Genomic DNA, 20,967 nt, shown 5'->3' with positions numbered 1-20,967 from the left:
AGATGAACGAGACCACCGCTCCAGGAACCGACCGCGTGTCCGTCGGCAACCTGCGGGTTGCCAAGGTGCTGCACGACTTCATCACCAACGAGGCCCTGCCGGGCACCGGCCTGGATCCCGACAGCTTCTGGGCCGGCGTCGACAAGGTGGTCACCGACCTCGCGCCGAAGAACCAGGACCTGCTGGCCCGGCGCGACGACCTACAGGCCCAGATCGACAAGTGGCACCGGCAGCGCGTCATCGGACCGTTCGACGCCGCCGAGTACCAGCAGTTCCTGACCGACATCGGGTACCTGCTGCCCGAGCCCGAGGACTTCTCGGTGACGACGTCCGGCGTGGACGCCGAGATCACCTCGACCGCCGGTCCCCAGCTTGTGGTCCCGATCCTCAACGCGCGGTTCGCCCTCAACGCCGCCAACGCCCGGTGGGGATCGCTGTACGACGCGCTCTACGGCACCGACGTCATCTCCGAGGAGGACGGCGCTGAGAAGGGCACCAGCTACAACCGGGTGCGCGGCGACAAGGTGATCGCCTACGCCCGGAACTTCCTCGACGAGGCCGTCCCACTGGCCACCGGCTCGTGGGCCGACATCGACGGCCTGACGATCGACGGCGGCCAGGTCCTCGCCACCCTCGGTGACGACACGAGCGTCGGACTCGCCGACCCCGAGCGATTCGCCGGGTACCTCGGCGAGCCGGGCGCGCCGACCTCGGTGCTGCTCGTCAACCACGGTCTGCACGTCGAGATCCTGATCGACCCCGACTCCCCCGTCGGCTCGACCGACCGGGCCGGCATCAAGGACGTCGTGCTGGAGTCGGCGATCACCACGATCATGGACTTCGAGGACTCCGTCGCGGCCGTCGACGCCGACGACAAGGTGCTGGGCTACCGCAACTGGCTGGGCCTCAACCGCGGCGATCTGGCCGAAGAGGTCAGCAAGGGCGGCAAGTCGTTCACCCGCACGCTCAACGACGACCGCACCTACACCGGCCCCGACGGCGAGTCCGAGCTGAGCCTGCCCGGCCGGAGCCTGCTCTTCGTCCGCAACGTCGGCCACCTGATGACCAACGACGCGATCGTGGATGCCGACGGCAACGAGGTTCCCGAAGGCATCCAGGACGCGCTGTTCACCGGCCTCATCGCGGTGCACGGCCTGCGCGGTGCCGACGAGAACGACGGCGCCAACGGCCCGTATGCCAACAGCCGTACCGGCAGCGCCTACATCGTGAAGCCCAAGATGCACGGCCCCGACGAGGTCGCGTTCACCTGTGAGCTGTTCAGCCGCGTCGAGGACGTCCTGAACATCCCGCAGGGCACGCTCAAGGTCGGCATCATGGACGAGGAGCGGCGGACCACGCTCAACCTGAAGGCGTGCATCAAGGCCGCCGCCGATCGGGTGGTGTTCATCAACACCGGATTCCTCGACCGCACCGGCGACGAGATCCACACCTCGATGGAGGCGGGTCCGATGATCCGCAAGGGCGCGATGAAGAGCCAGCCATGGATCAAGGCCTACGAGGACGCCAACGTCGACGTCGGCCTGGCCACGGGACTGTCCGGGCGCGCGCAGATCGGCAAGGGCATGTGGGCGATGACCGACCTGATGGCAGACATGGTCGAGCAGAAGATCGGTCAGCCGAAGGCCGGCGCGACGACGGCGTGGGTCCCATCGCCCACCGCGGCGACCCTGCACGCGATGCACTACCACCAGGTCGACGTCGCCGAGGTCCAGCGGGAACTGGCAGGGAAGACCCGCACCACGGTCGACGAGCTCCTGACGATTCCGCTGGCCAAGGAGCTCGCGTGGGCGCCCGAGGAGATCCGCGAGGAGGTCGACAACAACTGTCAGTCGATCCTGGGCTACGTGGTGCGCTGGGTCGAGGCGGGCGTCGGCTGCTCGAAGGTGCCCGACATCCACGACGTCGCCCTCATGGAGGACCGCGCCACCCTTCGCATCTCCAGCCAGCTGCTCGCGAACTGGCTGCGCCACGGCGTCATCACCGAGGAGGACGTCACGGCCAGCCTGCGCCGGATGGCCGAGAAGGTCGACGAGCAGAACTCCGGCGCCAGCGACTACCTGCCGATGGCATCGGACCCCGAGGGCAGCGTCGCCTTCCAGGCTGCCCAGGAACTGATCCTGTCGGGCACCCAGCAGCCGAACGGCTACACCGAGCCGATCCTTCATCGCCGGCGCCGGGAGTTCAAGGCGCGTCACGCGGGGCAGTGACTAGACTTCGGCGGGACCGGATCACGAGTCACTCTGGTAACACCAAGGTGACCACCGAGCACGAGGAGTACAGGGGCTAGGGATGGGCAGGCACAGCGTTCCCGACCCCGACGACTCGGACGACCGTCGCCCACCGACCCCGGCGGGCGACGACGTCGGCGAGCCGGATCCGTCCGTCGAAAACCGCCCGGCCGACGATGATTTCGTTGCGCAGACCTACGGCGGCCCGGCCGAACCCGGTGCCGAGCCGGACTACCGTGACGACGCGTACTGGCACGGACAGCGCGATGCCCGCTACGAGGAGCCGACCGAGCGCCCCTCCGAGGACGTCGACGACTACGACGATCACGACGACGATTACGACGATTACGACGAGGACGAGGGCGATCACGGCCCCGCCGACGAGTCACCGACCCGGGCCTTCGCGTCCTCCCCACCCCGCCCACCGTCGGGTCCGCAACACGGCGGCGAGTGGGAGGGTGGCGAGTGGACGGGTAGCCACCGGGCCATCCAGCCCAAGCGACGCGGCGTCAGCGTCGGCGTCATCGTCGCGCTCGTCACGGTCGTCGTGGTCGTGGCCGGCGTCATCGTGTGGCGCTTCCTCGGCGATGCCCTCTCCAACCGGTCCCAGGTGTCGGCCGCCCGCTGCGTCGAGGGCGAACTGGTCGTCGCGGTGGTCGCCGACCCGTCGATCGCCGACCAGGTACAGACGCTCGCCGAGCAGTACAACGGCAACGCCGCGCCGGTGGGCGACAAGTGCGTCAAGGTCGACGTGCAGCGCGGCGACTCGAACCAGGTGATCGACGGCTTCGGTGCCGCATGGCCCGGCGACCTGGGCCAGAAGCCGGCACTCTGGATTCCCGCCAGCTCGGTGTCGGAAGCCCGCCTCGAGACCGCGTCGGGTGCGCAGACCATCAGCGACAGCCGTTCACTGGTGACCTCCCCCGTGATGCTCGCCGTCCGGCCCCAACTTCAGGCGGCTCTCGGACAGCGGACGTGGGCGGATCTGCCTGCTCTGCAGAGCAACCGGGCGGCACTGGACGGCCTCGGCCTGTCCGGCTGGGGTGGTCTGCGGCTGGCGCTGCCCACCGAGGGCGACGCGGACGCGACGTACCTGGCTGCCGAGGCGGTCGCCGTCGAGGCCGCTCCGGCCGGTGCACCCGCCACGGCCGGTGCGTCGGCGATCAACACCCTGCTCAACGGTCGTCCCGAACTCGCGGACGCCACGCTGTCCACGGCGATCGACGCCTTGCTGGCGGGCTCGAACGCCGCCGACTCCTCGGTGCACGCCGTCGCGACCACCGAGCAGCAGCTCTTCCAGCGGGGGAAGGATCTCCCCGACGCGAAGGACAAGCTGGCGGGGTGGTTGCCGTCCGGTCCGTCGGCCGTCGCCGACTACCCCACGGTGCTGCTGTCGGGCGACTGGCTGTCCCAGGAACAGGTGAGTGCGGCAAGCGAATTCGCCCGCTTCCTGCGCAAGCCCGAGGCGCTGACCGAGTTCGGGAACGCCGGCTTCCGCGTCGACGGCGCCACTCCGCCGGACAGCGACGTCACCGACTTCGGGACCGTGGGTGCGCCGGTGGCCGCCGGTGACGCCGCGACGCGCGCGACGCTCGCCGAGGCCGTCGCCTCCCCCGCCCAGAACCCGGCGGTCACGATCATGCTCGATCAGTCGATGAACGTCGACGAGGGCGGCCGCAGCCGCGTCGCGAACGTCACCGCGGGTCTGGCGGACAGGATCGGCGCGCTCCCGCCGACCGCCGCCGTCGGCCTGTGGACGTTCGACGGCGTCGCGGGTCGCAACGAGGTGGCGCTCGGCCCGCTGAGCGATCCCGTCGGCGGACAACCGCGGTCGACCGCGTTGACCGACAACCTGCGCGGCCAGGTCGCCTCGGGTGGCGGTGCCGTGTCGTTCACCACCATGCGCCTGGTCTACAACGAGGCGAACGTGAACTACCGCGAGGGCCAGCCGAATTCGGTGCTGGTCATCACGTCCGGCCCACACACCGACCAGTCACTCGACGGGCAGGGCCTGCAGGACGTCGTTCGCTCGGCCTTCCAGCAGGCGAAGCCCGTCGCGGTCAACGTGATCGACTTCGGCTCCGATCCGGACCGCGCCACGTGGGAGGCGCTGTCCCAGATCACCGGCGGCAGCTACCAGAACCTCTCCGCATCCACGGGTCCGGAGCTGCAGGCGGCGCTGACCAGCGTCGTGGGCTGATCGGCCGCCGTACTCCGTCTCCGCCGAACGTTGGTTACCGGCACGCGACACGCCGGTGAGGCGTGGCGGTAACCAACGTTCGCGGGCAGAGGACCCGTCAGGTCAGGCGAAGGCCTCGACCGGCGGGCACGAGCACACCAGGTTGCGGTCGCCGTAGGCACTGTCCACCCGACGAACGGGCGGCCACACCTTCGGCCGGAACGCCTTGCCGAGGGGGTAGGCGGCCTGCTCGCGGGTGTAGGGGTGGGTCCACTCGTCGACGAGCAGCGACGCCGCCGTGTGCGGTGCGCCGCGCAGCGGGTTGTCCTCCACCGGCCACGCGCCCGACCCGACCTGGTCGATCTCCGCGCGGATGGCGATCATCGCCTCGCAGAAGGCGTCGACCTCGTGCAGGCTCTCGCTCTCCGTGGGCTCCACCATCAGCGTCCCCGCGACGGGGAAGCTCATGGTGGGTGCGTGGAAGCCGAAGTCCGCCAGTCGCTTTGCGACGTCGTCGACCGTGACGCCGGTCGACTTCGTGATGCCGCGCAGGTCGAGGATGCACTCGTGGGCGACCATGCCGTTCTCGCCGGTGTAGAGCACCGGGTAGTACTCGTCGAGCCGGCGCGCCACGTAGTTGGCCGACGCGATGGCCGTCAACGTCGCCGCTCGCAGTCCCGGCGCGCCCATCATCCGGATGTACATCCAGGTGATCGGCAGGATGGACGCCGAACCGTAGGGCGCCGACGACACGGTGTAGGTGTCGGTGAGTTCCTCGGCCATGGGGTGACCCGGCAGGAACGGCGCGAGGTGCGAGCCCACCGCGACGGGACCGACGCCGGGGCCGCCGCCGCCGTGCGGGATGCAGAACGTCTTGTGCAGGTTCAGGTGACTGACGTCGCCACCGAACTTGCCCGGCCGGGCGAGGCCGACGAGCGCGTTGAGGTTCGCGCCGTCGACGTACACCTGACCACCGACGTCGTGCACCGCCGCACAGATGTCGGCCACGTCGTGCTCGAACACCCCGTGGGTGGACGGATACGTGATCATCAGCGCCGCAATGGAATCGGTGTGCTCGGCGATCTTGGCCCGCAGGTCGTCGAGGTCGACGTCGCCGTTCTCGCGACACGCGACGACCACGACGCGCATGCCCGCCAGGGCGGCCGATGCCGCGTTCGTACCGTGCGCGCTGGACGGGATGAGGCAGATGTTGCGCTGCTCGTCGCCGCGGCTCAGGTGGTAGGCCTGGATGGCGAGCAGGCCCGCGTACTCGCCCTGCGAACCGGCGTTCGGCTGCAGCGACACCGCGTCGTATCCGGTGAGCTGCGTGAGCCATCCCTCGAGGTCGGAGATCAGCCGTCGCAGGCCCGGGGTGTCCGAGGCGGGTGCGAACGGATGCTGACGGGCGAACTCGGGCCAGGTGATGGGCTCCATCTCGGCGGCCGCGTTCAGCTTCATCGTGCACGAGCCGAGCGGGATCATGCTGCGGTCCAGGGCGATGTCCTTGTCGGACAGCGACCGCAGGTACCGCATCATCTCCGTCTCGGTGCGGTAGCGCGTGAAGGCCGGGTGCGTCAGGAACGCCGACGTGCGCGTGTGGATCGACGGGCCGGGCTGGTGCTGTCCGCCGCGCGTGGCGCCGAAGGCCTCGAGCACCTTCTCGACGTGCTCGGCCGTCGTGGCCTCGTCGCACGCCACCGACACGTGGTCGGCGTCGACGACCCAGACGTTGATGCCGCGCTCCTTGGCGGCGGCACCGACCTCCTCGGCCCGGCCGGGGACCTCGGCGAGGACGGTGTCGAAGAAGGCGTCGTGCACCACCTCGACGTCCGCAGTGCGCAGTCCGGCGGCAATGCCCAGGGCGTTCCCGTGCACCCGGTGGGCAATCGCGGTGAGGCCGTCGGCGCCGTGGTAGCTGGCGTACATCGCAGCCATGACCGCGAGCAGCACCTGCGCGGTGCAGATGTTGCTGGTGGCCTTGTCACGCCGGATGTGCTGTTCCCGCGTCTGCAGGGCGAGGCGGTAGGCGGGCGACCCGTCCGCGTCGACGGAGACGCCGACGAGGCGGCCGGGGAGCTGGCGGGCCTGCTTGGTGTGCACGGCGAGGTACCCGGCGTGCGGACCGCCGAAGCCCATCGGCACGCCGAAGCGCTGGGTGGTGCCGAACGCGACGTCGGCGCCGATCTCGCCGGGAGGCGTGATCAGCGTCAGCGACAGCAGGTCCGCCCCCACCGCGACGAGTGCGCCGCGGTCGTGGGCCTGCCCGATCAGGGTCGACCAGTCGACGACGGCACCGCTGGCGCCGGGGAGTTGGACGATCACGCCGAAGAAGTCACCCTCGGGCAGGCCGTCGCGCAGGTCTGCGGTCACGATCTCGATGCCGAGCGGCTGCGCCCGCGTCTCGATGACCGCGGCGGTCTGGCGGTAGACGTCGGCGTCCACGGCGAGGCGGTTCACCGAGCCCTTGGCGGCGCGGTACATCAGCGTCATCGCCTCGGCGGCCGCGGTGCCCTCGTCGAGCATCGACGCGTTGGCCACCTCGAGGCCGGTCAGGTCCTCCACCATGGTCTGGAAGTTGAGCAGCGCCTCGAGCCGGCCCTGGCTGATCTCCGGCTGGTACGGCGTGTAGGCCGTGTACCAGGCGGGGTTCTCCAGGATGTTGCGGCGGAGCACGGCGGGGGTCAGCGTGTCGTAGTAGCCCTGACCGATCATCGACACCGCGACGGTGTTGGTCAGCGCGAGCGCGCGGAGTTCGGCGAGCGCCTGCTCCTCGGTCGCCGGCGGCGGCAGCTGATCGAGGCCCGGCGCCATGCCACCGGGGCTCAGCGCGTCGAGGATGCCGACCGGCAGCGCCTTCTCGGCGAGGACGTCGAGCGACTCGACGCCGATGACGTCGAGCATCGTGTCGATGGCGGCCGCATCGGGTCCGATGTGACGGTCTGCGAATCGTGGCTGGTGGTGCTCGTTGGCGGGGTGGACGGCGTTACCGGACACGTGGGCCTCATTTCGACAAGGGCAGGGGGATTGCCCAGAACCGCTCGCGGCCCTCCCCCTCTGTCGTCGACCCGAGACCGGGCGCCTGAGAGATTCGGCGACGGAGGCGGCTGTGCCTCGACGTTGCGTCGCCTTTCCCCATGGGCGGGCGCACCGGCCGTGGCCGGCGCACCGCTTTCCAGAGGCATCGGGGCCCCAGGCGGTCCTTGTGCCTGAGAGGTTGATGGAGAGGTATTGCTCCTTCGGCGTCCGCAGCTGGCAACCACGGAACTCTCCCGCAAGGGGACGATGCAGTTGCCAGTCTAGCGGCAGCGCGCAGCGGAGGTGACGTCAGCCGATCTTGCGGTCGCGATGCTTGCGGCGCGACGCCAGTTCGTCCTCGGGCGCGGCGATCGATTCGCCGCCGTCGGCTCGTTCACCTGGGAAGTCCGCAATGGCGCCGGTGAGTTCGCGCATGGCACCCGACACTGCGATGCCGAAGACGCCCTGGCCGCCCTGCAGCAGGTCGACGACCTCTTCGGCTGACGTGCACTCGTACACGGTGGTGCCGTCGGAGAACAGCGTGATGTTCGCCAGATCCTTCACGCCACGCTGCCGGAGGTGGTCGACGGCGACGCGGATGTTGTGCAGCGAGATGCCGGTGTCGAGCAGTCGCTTGACGATCTTGAGGACCAGGATGTCCTTGAACGAGTACAGCCGCTGGCTGCCGGAGCCGGCCGCGCTGCGGATGGAGGGGACGACGAGCGAGGTGCGTGCCCAGTAGTCCAGCTGCCGGTAGGTGATGCCCGCGATCTGGCAGGCGCTGGGCCCGCGGTACCCGACCAGTTCGTCGGGGACGGAGTCGTCGGGGAACAGTCCGCCCTGCACGGGTTCGGTGGCTGCCACCGGGGCCGCCGGTGTGTCACCGGAGGAGAGATCCAGTCGCCCTTGCCGTGGCGTGTCGCCCACCGTGCATCCTCTCGCCGAATTCAAGTCGCTTTCGTGCGCCGCAGCTTCAGACGCAGCGCGGTGTGCTCCAAGCTCGAGTGTGTCGAGCATACGCTTCCGGCCATGTGCGTGGCTGGCTGAATACCCTCGAATTATGGCTGCCCTGATCGCCGATCACGCAAACCTGACCCGCGTGTCGACACGTGGTCGACAGTTGAGACGCATCCGTGACACACCGGACCGAGGTCAGGTCGCCTTGAAGTCGTCGGGCGACACGCTGTCCAGGAACTCCTTGAACTTCTCGACCTCGTCCTCGCGGACGGGGCCCGAGCTGTCCTCGTCGCCCTCGTCGGGGATCAGCAGGCCGGCCTCGGCCAGCACCGCCTCCTCGACGTAGATCGGCACGCCCACCCGCAGCGCGATCGCCACGGAGTCCGACGGCCGAGCCGAGACCGTGACGTCGCGGTCGAACACCAGGTCGGCGTAGAAGGTGCCCTCCTGGAGGTCGACGATGCGGACCTCCTTGAGCGAATGGCCCAGGGCGGCAATCAGATCTCGGATCAGATCGTGCGTCTGCGGCCGGACCGGCTCGACACCCTGCTGCTCCAGTGCGATGGCACTGGCCTCACCCTGCCCGATCCAGATCGGCAGATACCGGTCGCCATTCGACTCGCGCAACAGCAAGACCGGCTGGTTCTGCGGCTGTTCGATGCGAATGCCGACCACACGAACCTCACCCATCTGTGTCTGCCCTCCGCAACCTCAAGATAGTGATCGCAAGTCTAGTCCTCAGCGTTCGAGAACGTCGCGCACGGCGGACTTGATCAGCGACGTGTGCAACGTGATCGCCAGTGCGGCGACCTCTCTGGCGAGATCGTCGGCACGGTCCTTCGCGCCTTCGCGTCTGGCCTTCTCGACCGGCCCGGCGATCTGGGCGATGAGGTCGGACTGGCGGTCGGCCGCCGATCGGAACGCGCGCAGGTGGCGCGGCTCGACGCCGTAGTCGGCGAGGGCCTTCGCGCACTGCGCGGTGACGACGGCGAACTCGTCGAAGAATCCCGCCGTCCCCGGTTTGATGACGCCGGCCTTGACCAGTGCGGAGAGGAAGCCCTCGTCCACACCGGACCGGACGAGCAGATCCTCGCGGCTCAACCGCACCTGCGTCCGCGGCACCACCGCGCCGACGTCGTCGGAGTCGTCCGGCACCGGGACCAGCCGCGGTGCGACGTAGGCGGATCCGATGGCAGGCAGTTCGCCGTCGGGTTGTTCGTCGAGTTGTGCCTTGATGACCTTCAGCGGCAGATAGTGATCGCGCTGCGCCGTCAGGACGAACCGCAGGCGAGCGCAGTCATAGGCGGTGAAGCGCCGGTACCCCGACGGTGTGCGTTCCGGCGTCACCAGGCCCTCGGTCTCCAAGAACCGGATCTTGGAGATCGTCACGTCCGGGAAGTCGGGTCGCAGCAGGTCCAGGACCGCCCCGATCGACATCCCGGCCAGCGCAGGGGTGTCGGGGGCGGTCATTACCCGGCCGAGCCGCCGTCGTCGGTCTTGGGTCCGGTCAGGAAGACCAACCGGAACTTGCCGATCTGAACCTCGTCGCCGTTGGCGAGCACCGCCGAATCGACGGGCTCCCGGTTGACGTAGGTGCCGTTCAGGCTGCCGACGTCGACGACCTGGAACTCGCCCGTCTCCAGGCGGAACTCGGCGTGCCGACGGCTCACCGTGACGTCGTCGAGGAAGATGTCGCTGTCGGGATGCCGGCCGGCCGAGGTGGTGGCCTGGTCGAGCAGGAAGCGCGAACCCGCGTTCGGGCCCCGCTTCACGACGAGCAACGCCGATCCCGTGGGCAGGCCCTCGACGCCCGAGACCGAACCCTCGGTACTCGTCGCGGCCGGGGCGTCCAGCTCGTTGAGGAAGTCGGCCCGGAAGACCGACGTGGTCTCGACCGTCATCTCCGTGGAATCGTCCGCCGAACTGGTGTCGTTGTCCGTCACCCGCTGCTCCTCACTGGCTGCTGTGGCGATGTCTGCCTGGCCGCCCGACGCTGCGGACGACCCTCTTTCGATCTACTCGACCGTACCGCGCGGCCCATGCCGCTGTGTTCACCCCCGCCGGATTCGGTCATTCGTCGAGGGTGGCGCGGTAGGCGTCGGCGTCCAGCAAATCGGCGGTGGCGGCCTCGAGGGAGTCGCCGCCGATCTGCAGGTCGATCAGCCAGCCGCCGCCGTAGGGGTCGGAGTTGACCAGTTCCGGCGAATCGGACAGGTCCTCGTTGACCGCAACGACTTTCGCGGTGATCGGGGCGTACAGCTCGGACTGCGACTTGGTCGACTCGACGTTGCCGAATTCGCCGCCGGCGGTCACCTCGTCGCCGACCGACGGCAGGTCCACGAACACCACGTCGCCCAGGGCCGCCTGGGCGTAGTCGGTGATCCCGACTCGCACGGTGTCGTCCCCGGTGACCCGGACCCATTCGTGGTCGGCGGTGTAGGACAGGTCAGACGGGGTTTCGCTCACGGCGCTCCTAGGTCGTTTCGCTCGGTGTCCGCTGCACGGCCGGCGGTATTCACTTGCCCGGCTGAGCGTATTGGCGGGGTTTCGGTTGCCGCAAGGCGGTCACGTTCACGGTGTCGGTCTGCTGCACGGTCATTGTGCCGCCGACGCGTTCGACGCTGTCCATCGCCCCGCCGGGGATGTTCATCGCGGCGGCCAGCGTCGGCGGATCCCCGATCGCGAGTACGGAATACGGCGGGGTGAGCGTCGTGCCGTCGACGATCAGCGCGCCGGGCGTGCCCACCACCCATGTGTCGACGCCCACCCTGATGGCGGCGCCGGTCGGGTCACTGATCTCCATGGCCTCGGCCCCGGCCGCCCGCAGCTCGTTGATCACGTCGAGCATGGTCTCCGGCGCCACCCCGGGCGCGGTGTCGGCGATGGTCAGCGTCACGCCCGGCCCGGTCGCGCCGACGGTGCCGATCAGGATCGACAGCGCGGCGAGTCGGTCGCGGGCGTTCTGGATGGCGGCTTCGTCATCACCGCCGGAGGCCTGCAGCGCGGTGAGGGTGCGCTGCAGATCGGCCACCTCGGTGTTGAGCGCGGCCTCCCGCTGCTGCAGGGAGTCGAGCAGTATCAGCAGGTCGGCGGGCCGCGCTGTCTCCAGCGAGTCGCCCGACTCCGTCTGCCGTGCCTGCGTCACGATCGCGACGCCGAGCACCAGGCACAGCAGGATCGCCAGGACGGAGAACCCGATCTGCGAGCGGCCGCGCCGGAGCATCCCACCGACACCCGCCGGTTGCAGGTCCCCGATCGGTCGGGCGTGCTCCTCGGGCGGGAGTTCGTGCCTGCCGTGCGGCTCGTTCACCCTCAGGCCCCGAACAGCCTGCGCCGCAGCGCTGCGGCGTTGCCGAAGATGCGGATGCCGAGCACCACGATGATGGCCGTGGACAGCTGCGTGCCCACCCCGAGCTGGTCCCCCACGTACACGATGATCGACGCCACCAGCACGTTGAAGACGAACGAGATCACGAACACCTTCGAGTCGAAGATCCGCTCCAGGTATGCGCGCAGCCCGCCGAACACGGCGTCCAAGGCCGCGACGACCGCGATCGGCAGGTAGGGCTGGATCGCGTCGGGGACGCTCGGGTGAAACACCAATCCCAGCGCGATGCCGACGACGAGCGCGACGATTCCGATCATGTACGTCCGATCCGTTCCGGTCTCACGGGTTGCATCATCATCGTCTCCCGATCACGGTCCCATCGGTCGGGCGAAGTTCAGGTCCCGCACCGGCCCGGCGGGGACGGACAGGTCGTCGCCGGCGGCGACCTCGACTCCCACGCCGTAGGACGCCTCGAGAAGCCTCAGCCGCTGCAGTCCCGGGCTGTGGTCGAACACGTCCTGCATGGCTTGGGGCGGCCCGATCGCGAGGACGACGTAGGGACTGGTGACGGGTTGATTGTCGACGAGGATTCCTCCGCCCGCGTGCCGGATGGTCACGTTGGGTCCGATCCGCACGCCGCCCACCGCGATCGCCTCGGCGCCGCTCACCCACAGCGAGTTGACCACCAGCTGCAAATCCCGGTCGAGCACGACCTGCGTGCTGCCGGCGACGCGCTGCGTGGAGACGTCCGAGAGGTCGCGGGCAGCTCCTGGCTCCGTGGCGGTGACGGTGAGTCCGGGCCCGTGGACGGGGGTTGCCGCTGCGGTGAACTCCGCGCCGTCGAGGTTTGCGAGCAGGGCGCGGCCCGCCGCGTCGCCCTCGAGCCGGCTTCGGCGCTCCGCCTCCACCTCCGAGGCGAGGCCGTCTCGACGCGTGACGGCCGCGCCGGTGGCCGACTCCGCGGCGCGGACGCCGTCGGCGAGCACCTGCTGGGTCTCCCGGGTCGCCGGGGCCACCGACCGCGCCTCGACGACCGCCGTCGACAGGACCGCGGCGATGACCAGCCCGGCCGTCACCTGCCAGGCCCAGTCGAGACGTCTCGGACGGACGCGTTTCGCCGCGGCGGCGTAGCCGGGATCGAGGTGGTCGGTCAGCAGCGAACGCAGCAGCGAGGGCAACGGGATCAGCGTCGGGGCGTCGGCCTCGTGGGCGTTGCGGCCCGCCTCCGGGCTGTACCCGCCGAGGGTCCGTTCGTGGTCCGCCACCGGGGTCACCCCCTCGGGGTGGCCGAGACTCGGGGCAGCACGCGCACCACCATGCCGACCTGGATCAGGTACAGCACGCCCGACCACAGGTACATGGCCATGCCCCAGATCGCGAAGGCCCATCCGATGGCCAGGATCACGCGACTCCACATCGCGTCCCACTGCCCGAGCAGGATCAGTGGGAACCCCGACATCAGGGCGAACGTGGCCGCCTTGCCGATGTAGGTCACCGGCAGCGCCGTCAGGCCCCGCCCGCGCAGCACGGGCAGCGTCCCGCCGAGGACGAGGTCGCGCCCGATCAGCACCAGCACGAACCACCACGGCACCATGCCGGCGAGGGCCAGCGCCACCGGCACGGTGATCATGTAGATGCGATCGACGGCCGGGTCGAGGAGCGCGCCGAGCCGAGAGGACTGATTGTCGAACAGCCGGGCGATCTTGCCGTCGGCCCAGTCGGAGAAGCCGCTGAACATCAGCACGGCGACCGCGGGGCCGTAGTCCTTCGACATCAGTAGGAGATAGAGGAAGACCGGGACCAGGATCAGCCGGAGCACGCTGAGCCCGTTGGGGATCGTCAGGATCCGGTCGCCCCGGGCCGGATCGCCGGGCCCGGGCGTGCGCGGACCGCCGTCGGGGTGAGACTCCCCGGTCGCTCCAGTCCCGCCCGCCGAGGCCACCATGGCCATGAACCTAGCGGAACACCCCGGGCAGGCTCAGCGCTGCCATCGAGTCGTCGGCGAGCGGGTTGTCGTGAATCATGTAGGTCCACGTCGACGTGGGCCGGGCGAGCTTCGACAGGTCGAGACCCTGCTCGTCCTCGGCCACGTTGGCGGTCTCGAACGTCTGCTGGGCCGCCTCGATCGCATCGGCTGCCAGCGAGGCGAACGCGTCGACGGCGAGCCGGTGGAACTCGTCGAGCGGGTCCTGCCTGCCGAGTGCACGCAGGTGGATGCTCTCCCGGATGTCGGCCAGGTACGCCTGGTGGTCGGCCCAGCCGCGGTCGAGGTGGTACAGCATGATCAGCCTGCTGATCCGCACCAGCGGATCGTCGCCGATCTGCTCGACGAGTTCCTCGTACCGCTTGGGTGAGCGTTCCTTCAGCTCGTCGCGGGCGGTCTCGGTGCGCAGCAGCGTGTCTCGGCGCTCGGAGATGATGGCGCGCTGCTGCGCCACCAACTGGTTGTAGCGCCAGGTGTTCGCGTGCACGTCGAGGAGCTTGCCCTCGGCGACGCGCTGCGCGTGGCCGAGGAGTTGCGCGGCCTTCTCGTTGACGATGCGGCCGTCCTCGTCGGTCTGCATCGGCAGCTTCTGCGGCTCGAGGTTGGCGACCACCACGTCGTCCTCCCAGCTGGCGAAGAAGACCGACGAACCGGGGTCGCCCTGACGTCCGGCGCGGCCGCGCAACTGGTTGTCGAGGCGCTCGGTGTGGTGGCGGCCCGTGCCGATGACGTGCAGGCCGCCGAGTTCGGCGACGGCGTCGTGATCGGCCTCGTCGGATCCGCCGAGCCGGATGTCGGTGCCGCGGCCCGCCATCTGGGTGGACACGGTCACCTTGCCGAGCATGCCCGCCTCGGCGATGACCTCGGCCTCCTCGGCGTCGTTCTTGGCGTTCAGCACCACGGCCGGGATGCCCGCCTTCACCAGGCGCTCGTGGAGTTCCTCGGACTCGGCGACGTCACGCGTGCCGACCAGCACCGGTTGGCCGGTCGCGTGCCTCGACTCGATGTGCTCGACGATGGCGGCGTTCCTGGCGGCCGCGGTGATGTACACGCGGTCCTCGTCGTCCTCGCGGATGTTCGGCGTGTTCGGCGGGATCGGCGACACGCCCAGTTTGTAGAACTGTCGGAGCTGTTCGCCGGCGGCCAGCGCGGTGCCGGTCATCCCGCACACCCGCGGGTAGCGGTTGATCAGCGCCTGCACGGTGATGGTGTCGAGCACCTCCCCCGTCTCGGTGGTCTCGATGCCCTCCTTGGCCTCGACCGCGGCCTGCAGGCCGTCGGGCCAGCGCTGCAGCGCGGCGATGCGACCGCGCGAGGCGTTGATCAGCTGCACCCGGCCGTCCCGGACGATGTAGTGCACGTCCCGCTGCAGCAGCACGCGGGCGTGCAGCGCGACGTTGACCTCGGTGAGCGTGGTGCTGACGTGCTCCTCGGAGTAGAGGTCGATGCCGCCGAGGGCCTTCTCCAACCGGCGCGCACCCTGGTCGGTCAGGTGCACGTTGCGGCGGTCGGCGTCGGTGTCGAAGTCCGTGACCGGCGTCAGACCGCCCACCAGCTCGATGAGTTCCAGCCGGGGCGTCTCGCGGTGCGACGTGCCGGCGAGGACCAGCGGGACGAGTGCCTCGTCGACCAGCACGGAGTCGGCCTCGTCGATCAGCGCGACGTCGGGGTGTGGGGACACCAGGTCGTCGACGTCGGTCACCAGCTGGTCGCGCAGCACGTCGAAGCCGATCTCGTTGACCGAGGCGTAGGTGACGTCGCAGGCGTAGGCCGCGCGACGCTCGGTGGGGGTCGACTCGGCGGTGATCCAGCCGACGGTCAGGCCCATCGCCTCGAGCAGCGGTCCCATCCACTCGGCGTCGCGTCGGGCCAGGTAGTCGTTGACCGAGATGACGTGCACGCTGCGCCCGGCGATCGCGTAACCCGCGGCGGCCACGGCGCCTGCGAGCGTCTTGCCCTCACCGGTCGCCATCTCCACGACGTCACCCGCGAGCATCCGCAGCGCACCCAGCAGCTGGACGTCGAACGGTCGCAGCGTGGTCGCCCGCTCCGACGCCTCGCGCGCGATGGCGAGGAACTGCGGGATGTCGGCCGACTCCGCGAGATCGTCCAGGTCGAGGAGCTTGGCGGCCTTGCGGAGCTTCTCGTCGTCGAGTGCCTTGGCCTTGTCGTTGAACTCCGCCGACGCGGTCACCTGGTTCAGGGAGGCGGACTGATCCTTGTCGGTGCTGGCGCCGAGGAGTTTCCAGAATCGGCTGCTCACGCGTCCCGACGTGCGGGTCTTCGGCTTGGGTGCTGTCTTGGCCACGTGTTCAAGGTACGCGGCTCAGCGGTCGGTCGATCCGACCCTCGGCGCGAAGTCGGCGACCAGCCAGTCCGACACGGGACGGAAGCCGATGGCGCGGTAGATCTTGTTCGACACGGGGTTGGCGAGGTCGGTGAACAGCACCACGTCCGCCGCGCCGAACTCCAGGGCGGTGGCGGCGGCCGCGGCGGTGACCGCGGAGCCGTAGCCGTGTCCGCGCTCGGCGTCGGGGGTGTACACCGGGCCGATCCGTGCGACGCCGGAGACCGGGCGGCGCACCATCGCCATGCTGACCGGGGTGGCGTCGTCACGGCACCACACCACGAAGCGCGCACCCGACCGCAGATAGTTCGTCACGAAGGCGCGATGGGCGATGGGCTGCGGGGTCACGCCGAAGGTCTCGACGAAGAACCGGCCGGACCAGTCGCCGAGCAGGTCGGTGTCCGAGTCGGCGTGCGCTCGGGCGCTGCCCGCGACGGCGGCCGGGGCGGCCAGGTCGCCGAGGACGTGCAGACGCTCCTCGGTGACGGTCCCGACGGCGGCGCCGGTGCGACGCTCCCACTCCGCGGCGAAGGCCGCGGCCACCTCCCGCGGACCGCGCACCGAGCGCAGGTCCGGGACGACGCCGGCCAGGGCCGTCACGGCGGGCTCGACCGCGGCGCGCGGGAGGCCGCCGCACACCAGCGGGTAGGGCGGGGTCTGGACGGCCGCCCCGACGAGGACTCCCCCGTCGGTCACCGTGACGAGGACGGCGTCGGCGGGCAGTTCGTTTGCGGTGAGCCCGGTCAGCTCGACGGTGTGCCCGATGGGGTACCGCCGGTAGAGCGGTTCGGCGAGCGCCCGGAACTCGGCCGCCGAGTCGTGGATCCGCACCTGCACCACGTCAGCTTGGACCCCGGGTGGTCGACGCGTCCACCGGGATCCGTCGACCGCGCCCATCAGCGAATGCGGTTCAACCCTCCGCGCGGCTGTCGGTGCGATGTCGGAGTACCTTGCCGGGGTGGACATGTTCACCGCGACGCTCGACTGGCGTACCGAAATCTGGACCTCGCTGGTGTGGATCGTCAAGGGTTGGGCCATGGCGTCGGTCGCGACGCTCGTCGTCCTCTTTCTGATCGGCCGCTTCACCAACTGGGGTAGGCAGTTCTGGCGCATCACCGGCGCCTTCTTCACCGGCCCTGACAGCGTGCGGATCTGGCTGTGGCTCGCCGGCCTGATGCTGTCGGTGATCGCGGGCGTGCGGCTGTCGGTGCTGTTCAGCTACCAGGGCAGCGACATGTCGACCAGCTTCCAGGTGGTCGCGTCCGGCCTCGCTGGCGGCGACGACGCCGTCCGGCAGTCCGGCGGCGACGGGTTCTGGTTCTCGATCTCCGTCTTCGTCGTGCTGGCCATCCTGCACATCGCTCGGATCATGCTCGACCTGTTCATCACGCAGCGCTTCATGCTCGCGTGGCGCGCCTGGCTCACCGACCGGCTGACCGGCGACTGGCTCGACGGCAGGGCCTACTACCGCGGCCGCTTCATAGACGACACCATCGACAACCCCGATCAGCGCATCCAGGCCGACATCGACAGCTTCACCGCAGGCGTCGGTTCACTGCCCAACACGCCCAACAACACCTCGTCGGCGACCCTCCTGTTCGGTGCCGTGCAGGCCGTCGCATCGATGGTTTCGTTCACCGCGATTCTCTGGAACCTGTCCGGGTCGCTGACGCTCCCCTTCGTCGGGGTCAACGTGCCCCGCGCCATGTTCTGGTTGCTGATCGGGTACGTCCTCTTCGCGACGGTCATCGCGTTCTGGATCGGTCGGCCGATCATCTGGCTGTCGTTCAACAACGAGAAGTTCAACGCCGCCTTCCGCTACGCCCTGGTTCGCCTCCGGGACGCCGCCGAGGCGGTGGCCTTCTACCGCGGCGAGACGGCCGAACGGTCCGCTCTGCGGCAACGCTTCTCGCTGGTGGTGGGCAACTACAAGCGCTACATCAACCGGATGATCGGGTTCTACGGCTGGAACCTGTCGATGGACCAGGCCATCGTGCTGCTGCCCTACCTGGTGCAGTTCCACCGCTTCTTCAACGGGGAGATCAAGCTCGGCGACCTCAGCCAGACGGCGTCGGCCTTCGGCAGCATCCAGGACGGACTGTCCTTCTTCCGCAACGTGTACGACCAGTTCGCCGGGTACCAGGCGGTCATCATCCGCCTGCACGGCCTGGTCATCGCCAACGAGGAGGCCCGCGAACTGCCGGAGATCGAGCTGGAGAGCTGTGTCGAGGGCACGGTCCAGCTGAAGAACGTCGAGGTCCGCACGCCGGACGGCAGGCAGCTGATCAACCCGCTGAGCCTGCACCTCGATCCCGGTGAGTCACTGGTGATCACCGGCGCGTCGGGCAGCGGCAAGACGACCCTGCTGCGCAGCGTCGGGCGGCTGTGGCCGTTCGCCACCGGCACGATGAAGTGCCCGTGCGAGACCAACGCGACGATGTTCCTCTCGCAGCTGCCCTACGTCCCGCTGGGAGACCTGCGCGCGGTGGTGTCCTACCCCTGCGAGGAGGGCACCCTCACCGACGAGCAGATCCACGACGTGCTGAACAAGGTGGCCCTGCCCCATCTGATCGAGCGGCTCGACGAGGTGCTGGACTGGGCCAAGGTGCTGTCTCCGGGTGAGCAGCAGCGCATCGCGTTCGCGCGCATCCTGCTGACCAAGCCCAAGGCCGTCTTCCTCGACGAGTCCACCTCGGCGCTCGACGAGGGGCTCGAGATGACGCTGTACCGCCTGGTGCGCAGCGAGCTGCCCAACATCATCCTGGTCAGCGTCAGCCACCGCAGCACCGTGGAGCAGCATCACGGGCGCCGGTTGCGTCTCCTCGGTGGCGGCGAGTGGTCGCTCGAGGACGTCGGGCAGGAATCCACGACGACCACGTCGTGACGCCTGGCCGGGAGTAGCTTCCCGGCATGGAGATGTTCACCCCGTCGCTGGACTGGGGTAGCGAGGTCCTCGGCTCGCTGCGGTGGGTCGCGAAGGCCTGGTTGATCAGCGCGGTCGCGACGACGACCGTGCTCGCGCTCGTCGCGCGGTTCACCACGTGGGGCCGGCAGTTCTGGCGGACCACCGGGGCGTACTTCGTTGGGCGGCAGAGCATTCCGGTGTGGGCGCTCCTCGGCGTGCTGCTGCTGTCGGTGCTGGTGTCGGTCCGGATGGACGTGCTGTTCAGCTACTACGCCAACGACCAGTTCACCGCCCTGCAGGTGGCGTTCGAGGGCGGCGGGGCCGGCGACGACGCCGTCCGGGCATCGGGCGTGCGCGGCTTCTGGCGGTCGATCGCGATCTTCCTGGTGTTGGTCACCGCAGACATCGTCCGCACCGTCGGGGACGTCTACCTGATGCAGATGTTCATCGTCCGGTGGCGGGTGTGGTTGACCCGGCGGCTGACGGGCGACTGGCTCGACGGCGGGGCGTACTACCGCGGCCGCTTCCTCGACGCGCCGATCGACAACCCGGACCAGCGCATCCAGCAGGACGTCGACGTGTTCACGACCGGCACGGGCCCGGAGACCAACACCCCGACCGTCGGGACAGCGCAGACGCTGCTGTTCGGTTCGGTCTACGCCGTGGTCTCGGTCGTCTCGTTCACGCCGATCCTGTGGAACCTCGCCGGGCCGTGGACGATCCTGGGCATCACCGTCCCGAAGGCGCTGTTCTGGATGGCGCTGCTGTACGTCGCAGTCACCACGGTGGTCGCGATCTGGATCGGCCGGCCGATCATCGGGCTCAGCTTCCGCAACGAGTCGACCAACGCCGCGTTCCGGTACGCGCTGGTGCGGGTGCGCGACGCCGCGGAGTCCATCGGGTTCTACCGCGGCGAGCGGGTCGAGCGCGTCACGCTGGCGGAGCGGTTCGCGCGCGTCATCGCGAACTACCGTCGACTGGTGGTCCGCGGCGTGGCGTTCCTCGGCTGGAACCGCTCGGTCAGCCAGCTCATCGACCCGCTGCCGCTGATCGTGCAGGCGCCGCGGTTGTTCGCGGGTGAACTGAGCCTCGGCGACGTCACCCAGTCGTCGAGTGCCTTTGCGTCGGTGGCGAGTTCGCTCAGCTTCTTCCGGGCGGTGTACGACGCGTTCGCCGGCTACCGGGCAGCCATCATCCGGCTGGACGGACTGGTCACCGCCAACGAGGCGGCCAGAGCGCTGCCGCGACTGACGGTGGAGGCGAGCGACGACGGCGTGGAGTTGGCCGACGTCACGGTGACGTCGCCGACGGGTATGCGGCTGGCCGACGACCTCGAACTCGTTCTGCCGCGCGGGGATTCGCTGGTGATCACGGGCCGGTCGGGGACGGGCAAGACGACGCTGTTGCGCAGCATCGCCCAGCTGTGGCCGCACGCGACGGGCACGGTCCGGCTTCCCGGGGACGGTCCGGATTCCGCAGGCTCCATGTTCCTGTCGCAGCTGCCGTACGCCCCGCTGGGCGAGCTTCGCGACGTCGTCTGCTACCCGGCCGCGCGAGATGCGTACGGAGACGACGCGATTCGCGACGCGCTACGCGCCGTGACGCTCGGCCACCTCGCCGGCCGGCTCGACGACCGCGCCGAGTGGTCGTTCGTCCTCTCCCCCGGCGAACAACAGCGAATCGCCTTCGCCCGCGTCCTGCTCGCCGCGCCGCGCGCGGTCTTCCTCGACGAGGCGACCTCGGCACTCGACGAGGGCCAGGAGTTCGAGCTGTATGAGACGTTGCGCCGTCGGCTGCCCGACTGCGTCGTCGTCAGCGTCGGTCACCGCCCGGCCGTCGAGCGCCACCACCGCCGCCGGCTCGAGCTGCTCGGCGACGGCGCCTGGAACCTCACCTCCCTCTCGCCGGTCACCGACCCCGGCGAGCAGACGTGAACTCCCCTGTTTCGAGACAATCGAGGGGAGCTGACGTCTGCTCGGCAGAGACTCGACCCCGGCGAGCAG

General features: G+C 69.6%; 16 protein-coding genes and 1 riboswitch. Of the genes, 4 read left to right on the top strand and 12 right to left on the bottom strand.

Going from position 1 to position 20,967, the window contains the following annotated elements; all coding sequences use genetic code 11:
* Positions 1-2 precede the first annotated feature (2 nt).
* A complete protein-coding gene (locus tag G6N64_RS20745; protein ID WP_163799333.1) occupies positions 3-2,228 on the top strand; it encodes a malate synthase G in 2,226 nt (741 codons plus the stop codon).
* An 82-nt stretch (positions 2,229-2,310) separates the two neighbouring features.
* Positions 2,311-4,449 carry a substrate-binding domain-containing protein gene (locus tag G6N64_RS20740; RefSeq protein ID WP_163799332.1) on the top strand — a complete coding sequence of 713 codons (2,139 nt, stop codon included), beginning with the start codon at positions 2,311-2,313 and terminating at the stop codon, positions 4,447-4,449.
* 102 nt (positions 4,450-4,551) lie between these two features.
* Here the strand turns inward: G6N64_RS20740 and gcvP are convergent, their stop codons facing one another.
* The 12 genes from gcvP to G6N64_RS20680 form a co-directional block, all read right to left on the bottom strand.
* Positions 4,552-7,422, bottom strand: coding sequence for an aminomethyl-transferring glycine dehydrogenase (gene gcvP / locus G6N64_RS20735; protein WP_163799329.1), 2,871 nt, complete (start codon positions 7,420-7,422; stop codon positions 4,552-4,554).
* A gap of 190 nt (positions 7,423-7,612) precedes the next feature.
* A riboswitch (glycine riboswitch) is annotated at positions 7,613-7,710 on the bottom strand.
* A 42-nt stretch (positions 7,711-7,752) separates the two neighbouring features.
* Positions 7,753-8,370: a MerR family transcriptional regulator gene (locus tag G6N64_RS20730; RefSeq protein WP_163799327.1), complete on the bottom strand. Its 618-nt coding sequence runs from the start codon at positions 8,368-8,370 to the stop codon at positions 7,753-7,755.
* A 225-nt stretch (positions 8,371-8,595) separates the two neighbouring features.
* Positions 8,596-9,090, bottom strand: a complete 495-nt coding sequence (locus tag G6N64_RS20725; RefSeq protein WP_163799325.1) for a bifunctional nuclease family protein — start codon at positions 9,088-9,090, stop codon at positions 8,596-8,598.
* A gap of 48 nt (positions 9,091-9,138) precedes the next feature.
* On the bottom strand, positions 9,139-9,870 hold the full coding sequence (ftsR, locus tag G6N64_RS20720; protein ID WP_163799323.1) for a transcriptional regulator FtsR: 732 nt from the start codon (positions 9,868-9,870) through the stop codon (positions 9,139-9,141).
* The gene (gene garA / locus G6N64_RS20715; protein WP_174266978.1) at positions 9,870-10,301 is read right to left on the bottom strand and encodes a glycogen accumulation regulator GarA; all 432 of its coding nucleotides are present in this window, start codon (positions 10,299-10,301) and stop codon (positions 9,870-9,872) included. The genes ftsR and garA overlap by 1 nt, the downstream gene beginning before the upstream one ends.
* A gap of 169 nt (positions 10,302-10,470) precedes the next feature.
* Complete coding sequence (gcvH, locus tag G6N64_RS20710) at positions 10,471-10,866, bottom strand: glycine cleavage system protein GcvH (protein ID WP_163799321.1); 396 nt, start codon at positions 10,864-10,866, stop codon at positions 10,471-10,473.
* A gap of 49 nt (positions 10,867-10,915) precedes the next feature.
* Positions 10,916-11,716, bottom strand: a complete 801-nt coding sequence (locus tag G6N64_RS20705) for a DUF881 domain-containing protein (RefSeq protein ID WP_174266977.1) — start codon at positions 11,714-11,716, stop codon at positions 10,916-10,918.
* Positions 11,713-12,045, bottom strand: coding sequence for a small basic family protein (locus tag G6N64_RS20700; protein ID WP_163799318.1), 333 nt, complete (start codon positions 12,043-12,045; stop codon positions 11,713-11,715). Before G6N64_RS20700 ends, G6N64_RS20705 begins: the two co-directional genes overlap by 4 nt.
* Before the next feature lie 51 nt (positions 12,046-12,096).
* A complete protein-coding gene (locus G6N64_RS20695) occupies positions 12,097-12,993 on the bottom strand; it encodes a DUF881 domain-containing protein (RefSeq protein WP_246230734.1) in 897 nt (298 codons plus the stop codon).
* Positions 12,994-12,998: 5 nt separating this feature from the next.
* On the bottom strand, positions 12,999-13,679 hold the full coding sequence (locus tag G6N64_RS20690; protein ID WP_409370768.1) for a CDP-alcohol phosphatidyltransferase family protein: 681 nt from the start codon (positions 13,677-13,679) through the stop codon (positions 12,999-13,001).
* A 4-nt stretch (positions 13,680-13,683) separates the two neighbouring features.
* Positions 13,684-16,020, bottom strand: coding sequence for an accessory Sec system translocase SecA2 (gene secA2 / locus G6N64_RS20685; RefSeq protein WP_163799314.1), 2,337 nt, complete (start codon positions 16,018-16,020; stop codon positions 13,684-13,686).
* Between the two features lie 18 nt (positions 16,021-16,038).
* A complete protein-coding gene (locus G6N64_RS20680; RefSeq protein WP_246230733.1) occupies positions 16,039-16,896 on the bottom strand; it encodes a GNAT family N-acetyltransferase in 858 nt (285 codons plus the stop codon).
* A gap of 127 nt (positions 16,897-17,023) precedes the next feature.
* Between G6N64_RS20680 and G6N64_RS20675 the strand changes: the two genes are divergently transcribed.
* Both G6N64_RS20675 and G6N64_RS20670 read left to right on the top strand, forming a co-directional pair.
* A complete protein-coding gene (locus G6N64_RS20675) occupies positions 17,024-18,943 on the top strand; it encodes an ABC transporter ATP-binding protein/permease (protein ID WP_174266976.1) in 1,920 nt (639 codons plus the stop codon).
* 26 nt (positions 18,944-18,969) lie between these two features.
* Positions 18,970-20,898 (top strand): ABC transporter ATP-binding protein/permease, encoded by a 1,929-nt coding sequence (locus tag G6N64_RS20670; protein ID WP_163799308.1) that lies wholly within the window; start codon positions 18,970-18,972, stop codon positions 20,896-20,898.
* The last annotated feature ends 69 nt before the right edge of the window (positions 20,899-20,967 follow it).

Origin of the sequence: Mycolicibacterium sediminis, from assembly GCF_010731735.1 — a bacterium.
In the GTDB taxonomy this organism is placed as follows: domain Bacteria; phylum Actinomycetota; class Actinomycetes; order Mycobacteriales; family Mycobacteriaceae; genus Mycobacterium; species Mycobacterium sediminis.
Note: the sequence above shows the minus strand (reverse complement) of the source record. Positions and strands in the feature narration are given on the sequence as shown.

Bases quoted from the DNA above. Each gene is read 5' to 3' on its own strand.
- G6N64_RS20690 (WP_409370768.1), bottom strand. From the start codon at position 13,679: ATGGCCATGGTGGCCTCGGCGGGCGGGACTGGAGCGACCGGGGAGTCT.
- G6N64_RS20700 (WP_163799318.1), bottom strand. From the start codon at position 12,045: ATGATCGGAATCGTCGCGCTCGTCGTCGGCATCGCGCTGGGATTGGTG.
- G6N64_RS20725 (WP_163799325.1), bottom strand. From the start codon at position 9,090: ATGGGTGAGGTTCGTGTGGTCGGCATTCGCATCGAACAGCCGCAGAAC.
- G6N64_RS20675 (WP_174266976.1), top strand. From the start codon at position 17,024: ATGTTCACCGCGACGCTCGACTGGCGTACCGAAATCTGGACCTCGCTG.
- garA (WP_174266978.1), bottom strand. From the start codon at position 10,301: ATGACGGTCGAGACCACGTCGGTCTTCCGGGCCGACTTCCTCAACGAG.
- G6N64_RS20670 (WP_163799308.1), top strand. From the start codon at position 18,970: ATGGAGATGTTCACCCCGTCGCTGGACTGGGGTAGCGAGGTCCTCGGC.
- ftsR (WP_163799323.1), bottom strand. From the start codon at position 9,870: ATGACCGCCCCCGACACCCCTGCGCTGGCCGGGATGTCGATCGGGGCG.
- G6N64_RS20740 (WP_163799332.1), top strand. From the start codon at position 2,311: ATGGGCAGGCACAGCGTTCCCGACCCCGACGACTCGGACGACCGTCGC.
- G6N64_RS20745 (WP_163799333.1), top strand. From the start codon at position 3: ATGAACGAGACCACCGCTCCAGGAACCGACCGCGTGTCCGTCGGCAAC.